This window comes from Micromonospora sp. 15K316 (assembly GCF_004348525.1).
Classification (GTDB): Bacteria; Actinomycetota; Actinomycetes; order Mycobacteriales; family Micromonosporaceae; genus Micromonospora.
This window is the reverse complement of record NZ_SMKG01000318.1, coordinates 1-5,337: the sequence shown is the minus strand read 5'-3', so window position 1 is coordinate 5,337 and position 5,337 is coordinate 1. Positions and strand designations below refer to the sequence as shown.

The 5,337-nt window shown below is 68.3% G+C and carries 5 protein-coding genes; 1 reads left to right on the top strand and 4 read right to left on the bottom strand.

The annotated features are described in order from the left end of the window. Window positions 1-727: 727 nt before the first annotated feature. Together E1211_RS30490 and E1211_RS30485 are read right to left on the bottom strand one after the other, a co-directional pair. Complete coding sequence (locus E1211_RS30490) at window positions 728-1,207, bottom strand: YcxB family protein (protein WP_132353430.1); 480 nt, start codon at window positions 1,205-1,207, stop codon at window positions 728-730. A gap of 251 nt (window positions 1,208-1,458) precedes the next feature. Beyond that, window positions 1,459-1,908: a hypothetical protein gene (locus E1211_RS30485; RefSeq protein ID WP_207915566.1), complete on the bottom strand. Its 450-nt coding sequence runs from the start codon at window positions 1,906-1,908 to the stop codon at window positions 1,459-1,461. A 165-nt stretch (window positions 1,909-2,073) separates the two neighbouring features. Between E1211_RS30485 and E1211_RS30480 the strand changes: the two genes are divergently transcribed. After that, complete coding sequence (locus E1211_RS30480) at window positions 2,074-2,796, top strand: hypothetical protein (protein ID WP_132353428.1); 723 nt, start codon at window positions 2,074-2,076, stop codon at window positions 2,794-2,796. A 476-nt stretch (window positions 2,797-3,272) separates the two neighbouring features. Here the strand turns inward: E1211_RS30480 and E1211_RS30475 are convergent, their stop codons facing one another. Further along, window positions 3,273-4,430: a DUF2637 domain-containing protein gene (locus tag E1211_RS30475; protein ID WP_243709778.1), complete on the bottom strand. Its 1,158-nt coding sequence runs from the start codon at window positions 4,428-4,430 to the stop codon at window positions 3,273-3,275. Further along, window positions 4,427-5,337, bottom strand: a 911-nt coding sequence (locus E1211_RS33625) for a BTAD domain-containing putative transcriptional regulator (protein WP_305792240.1), incomplete at its 5' end; no start/stop codon positions are given. The genes E1211_RS30475 and E1211_RS33625, both read right to left, overlap by 4 nt.

The window sequence follows — 5,337 nt, the reverse complement described above, 5'->3', positions numbered from 1 at the left end:
CCAGCCCACCGTCCTACCTCGGCCCCTCTTCCACGTCAAGGGCACGTGTCGGTGTACGGGTCAACGTGCACAGCCGGGTACAGCTGATCGTGCACAGCGTTGTGCAGACGGGCGATGAGACGAGCGACGCACGTCCGACGTTCAAACCGTCCGCGAGTTGACCAGCGGACTCAGCAAAACCCGCAAAACCGGTTTGGAGGGGGCATCGTGAGGTTCCGTTACGACGATCCGTCGTCGATCGTGTGGTGCATCCGCTTCTGCCGATGTGAGTGCGTCTTATACCCGCGGGACCAGGCTAGCGATGGTTAGTGACTGTGTCCCGCACCCGCATACCGGCAACTGCCAGCGACCGACCCCTGATGGAGTCCCGCCATGCCCGCTGAGCAGTACGGCCGCTGGAGCAGCGCCGACACAGCTGACTGTCCCACGACGACAGCCCAGCCGCCGCACTCGCACTCGCATGCAGCCTGCACGCCTCAACGAGGTGCCCAAGCTCACCAGCGGTGATGATGGGTTGGTTGGCCTTCGCTGTAGAGAGCTGCGCGCAGCCGATTCAGATGAGGCTTCCCGGGTGGATCATCGTAACGGGCTGTAGCGGTTCCAGGTTCCGCCTGCGGCGGCGTGGTGTCGTTGGGTGGTGTGGTGGTGGAAGCCGAGGGCGTGGGCGATGACCGGTGCTGGGCCTGGAGCACGAGCTGCCGGAGTGCGGCGAGGCGGCCAGGGACGGTCACCCGGCGAACTCGGGGCGCCTGACGATGAAGTCGTCCACGATCCGTTGATCCTCAGGCGAGAACGCCGCCCGCGGCACCGGGATCTGGCTCATGCCGTACTTCAGCAACCAGGTGTGGCGTCGCGGCCGAATCCGGGTGATGCCGGACCAGTCGATCTGGGTCCGGCTGCTCGCGGTCTGGATGTCGACGCCCGACGTGCTCACCTCGTACCGGAACGGCTCGACGAAGAGGCGGCGCTGCAACAACCAACCCAGTGCCGGAAGGAGTTCTGTCACGGCGAACGCGGCGCACAATAGCAGCACGAGGTAGAGCAGCCGGCCGTCGAACCCGGTCAGTGTCGCGAGCAGCGTGGCCAGCAGCACAGCCAGCGCCGTGAGGGCGAGCAGGAGCGCCCGCATGACGCGTTGCCAGCGGCCCTGTGCGTCTTGGCTTATCCGCCGCAGCAGGCCGTACGTCATCTGCACTTCCCCGGTCACGTGCACGCGCCGCAGTATGGCACGGCATCGCCGCAAGTCGCGCGTCGCCCAAGTGACAGCGATAGCCGCCCGAAGCGTCGGGAACCTGCCGAGTGAAGACCATGGTTCACCACGTCAGGCAGCTATCCGGCATCGCGCCCATGAGGCCCTCCGCCCGCCAGACGGATCATCTGTCCCTGCTGCGGCGACTCAGTATCCGGATCTGGCGCTGGTCGCACGCTCACGCCGATGAGCGGACCGCCGGGACGAGCTCACTCGTGGGGGACGTCTCCCGTTCGCGCCAAGTGCTCGCGACTCAGATACCGAACCGGCTTGCCGAGCGACTCCGCGTAGGCGATCTCCCGTCGGGTTGACTCACCTAAGTAGCCGCCCGGATCCACGATGTACACCTCGTCAGCCATGCGAATCTTTTGGAAGTGCACTCCGCCAAGCCGCCCCTTCAGGTCCGAGCTGTCGACTGTCCAGTCGTAGTCCGGCAGATCAGGGAGGCTGAACATCCCGAGGCTGATCACGACGCAACCTTCCATCGTGAGCCGCTGGTTGACCTCCGCGAACTCAGACTCAAACTTGGTCGAGCCGCAGAGCGTGATGACCTTCGCCTCACCCTCGGCCGACGGCGGCGCCTGCTGCTCCTCCATGAGGTTCATGATCAGTGAATAGGCAGGACAAAGTCCATCGCCGCGCCCTGGACGTTCGCTCATGCCGCCGACCGTGCGCTATGCAGCGTCACGGCAAGCGGATCGATCCGGCGTCCGGTCGTGCCGAGAACAGTTCAGGCGATCAACGCCTGCGAGGCTCCGGGGTGCCAGGCGCCAGCGGGGCGGGGCTAGCCTGTGCATGACGCCCACACCGCCGGGAGCTCCGTGATGCTCGACGACATGCGCGTCCTGCGGGACGCGGTAGCGGAGTACCGCGCGGCGGCGACAGCTGCGGGCCTCGACTGGCCCGAGCACCCCGAAGCGCCCGTCGGACAGCCACCCGACCTGGTGCACCGGCTCTTCGACGTGGACCACGTTGCCGAGCAGTTGACCTGGTTCCAGTCGCAGAATTGGCCGCCTCGGCGGCTGCTGCCCAACGGCGGATGGGTCATGCCATGGCCGACCGACGGGGGCGAGGAACTCGATACCCTGGCGATATCGATCGGCACACCGTTCCCGTGGCGGCATCAAGTGCGCCTGTTCAATCTCGAGAACCTGGTCTACACGTTCGTGCTCGCGGGCGACCACGAGGGTGAAATTTGGCGCTACGAGTTCACCCCCGATGTCTGGGGTTCGGCTCGGGCCGCCACCAGTCTCGCCGCGCTCTTTACCGGATGGACGAAGGGGATCAGCGCCGGCGCGATCGTCTACGACGACCTCAACGGTTGGCTTCAGCTCAGAGAAGGCGCGCAGGACGACATCGCCATGCTCCGGGAACGGGTGCCCGACGTCGATTTCCTGACCTTTCCGGTGTATGTGGCGGATGAGTCGCTGCTGCGGGCGCGGCAGTGCGAATGTGGGGTCGACATGGACTGCATCGAGCGGGGCTTCGACTGCTACGAGGAGTTGTTCGACACCGCCCAGGCCACTCGAAGGTCACTCGGCATCTGATCCGGCGCCGACCGCCCAGGGGACCACGAGGAGGATTGCTCACCGCAGCAGTGCGGTTATCCCGCGGGGCCGACCACGTAGGTGCCACGCCTAGGAGTAGCCGCCACACTCACACGATCGACTGCGCCATCCGCCACCGGCCGTGCGTCATCCAAGGTCACGTACACGGATCTGCCGCGACCGCGCGGCTCGGACGCCAGGGCAGTCACCCTTAGTAACCGTGATCTCGGCCCCGACTCGGGCAGCGATAGTCGTTGAAGTCCATGGCCAGATCGAGGGTAGAGCGCCGGTCCTCCGGGATCCGCACCGTTGAACATCGTTACGGACCTGTTGCACGTTCGGCTGTACCCGGTTGGGCACGTTGACCCGTACGCCGACAGCACGGTCCGGCTGGACCCACTACGGTGCCGAGGAGAGCAAGAGACGGAGCCTTTTTGTCGTTGGGGCGGCTCTCCCGGTGGGAGAGGTGGGGTCGGTCAATCGACCGATCCAGAGTTGGACGCCGGGTGCTGCCGATTTTTGCCGGCAGGGTGGCCGTTACGGTGGCCCGCGCTAGTGGTGCCTTGCTGGTGCCAGTGCCGGCGCACGGTCCGTTCCGACTTGCCGATTCGCGCGGCGACCTCCGCTGGCTGCAGCGCGGGCTCGCGGCGGCGCCAGTAGGCGACGGCGGACGCGGTGTCAGCTATCACGGCGACACTGTTCGATGGGGTCGTCAGGCCGTGACCGCTGGTGCCCTCCGCCGCTGATGGCGCGGCGATGCCCTCTGCCGGCGTGGGAGTCACCTCGGCGTTCGTGACGGGAGCCGCTTGCGGCGCCGTCTCGGACGGCGGCGGGCCTGATGCCTTGGCCCTGCGTACGATGGCCGGTCTGCCGGTCCCGGCGGTGGGCGATTTAGCGACGTCAGCTGCCAGAACATTGCCAGGTCCGCGCTGGTCGATGCCGGGTCGCGGCGCTGCCGGGTCGTCGCCGCCGTCAGCGTCGCTGCCGTCGGACGACGCAGTAGGGGCGTGGTGAAGCGAGGTCGGACGACGAGCGGCTGTCGCCGGCGCGGCGGGGCGCCCGGGATCCGCGCGTCGGTACCGGCGTGTGGAGGGTGCGGCGACGGTGTCCTCATCGGGGGCCGACAAGGTGGGGACCGCAGCTGCGGGCGCCCTGGATAGTTCGGCAGTGGCGGGGGCCGTGCGCGTGGATGCGGCTCTTATGCGAGCGGTGATTTCGACGAGGCTGACGCTGGCGACGAGAACGAGGCCGTCGACGGAGATGGGCAGCAGGTAGGCGGCGCCGTAGCCGGACTCGCCGTAGCGGGCGGCGACACCGACGAGGTGCCAGTACGACACCCAGGCGGCGATGAGGGCGATGATCGCGGCGGCGGTGATGCGGATCGCGCCGAGGTACCAGCGGTGGTGGGGCACGCGGGAGATGAGCTCGACGGTGAGCAGCAGTGCCAGGGGTGGCCACGCGGCGATGATCTGGCTGATCGGGTTCGGGCGGGCGTGCAGGACGTTCGCGGCGACTGACGCGGCGACGCCGAGGACGAGGGTGGCGCGTACGGCCCAGCGCAGCCGCCGCAGTTGCTTGCCGCCGAGGTCCGCGCTGTCTGCGGTGGGGAGGCTGGCCAGGGTGTCGTGGCTCATGCGCGTGCTTCCTCGTCGGAGGGCTGTGGGGTGCGAAGGCCGCGTCGGGGTTGCCGAAGTTCGGTGGCGAGGCGGTCGGCCAGGGTGAGGGTGTCGTCGGAGGGTTCCGCGTCGATCTCGGCGAGGCGTCGGGTGAGGGTGCGGCGCAGCGCGCGGATGGTGTCGAGCTTCCCGAGGCGGGCATGGGCGCGCATGGCCTGCTGGTACAGCACCTCGGCGTAGGGGTGGTGGGGCAGGGCGGTTTCGCAGACGGCGGCTTGCTCGGCGGGCTGGTCGGCGAGTTCCTCGATGAGAGCGGTGACGGCGTCGAGGGCTTCGCGTTGCACGGCGTGGCGGTGGGGTTCGAGCCATTCGTAGTCGCAGCCGTCGGCCAGGGGTCGGTAGGTGGCCACGGCGCGGCGCAGTGCCTCGACGCGTTCGGTGTGTGATCCGGCGGTGTCGGCGGCGCGGATCGCCGCTCGCATGCACCACAGGTCGAGGCTGAAACGGTCGGGGTTGAGCTGGTATCGGTGGTGGGTGCGAGTCAGGTAGGTGCCGGGTCCGGCGTTGAGGCGCAGTACGGCGCGCAGGTCTGAGATGTAGGTGTGCAGCCGGTGCGTGGCTTTGCTGGCGGGGGCGTCGGGTAGCAGGTCATCGAGGATCGCCTCGGTGGAGGCGTCGCCGTCGCAGACCGCTAGGTAGACCAGCAGTTCCAGGGACTTGGCGCGGAGAGTGCGCTGCGGGTCGGCGCCAATGATGGCGGGTCTGCCGAGCACCACCACCTCGACCGCATCGCGCCGCGGTGCCGCCGGTAGCGGAGCCTCATCGGCGTTGACCGCCGGCTCCGATGCCGCCACAGGTGAGGAGGGGCCGCTGCTGTTGGCGGCGGCGTTTCCGTCGGCCGGGGCGACGGCGCCTTGGGCGGGGG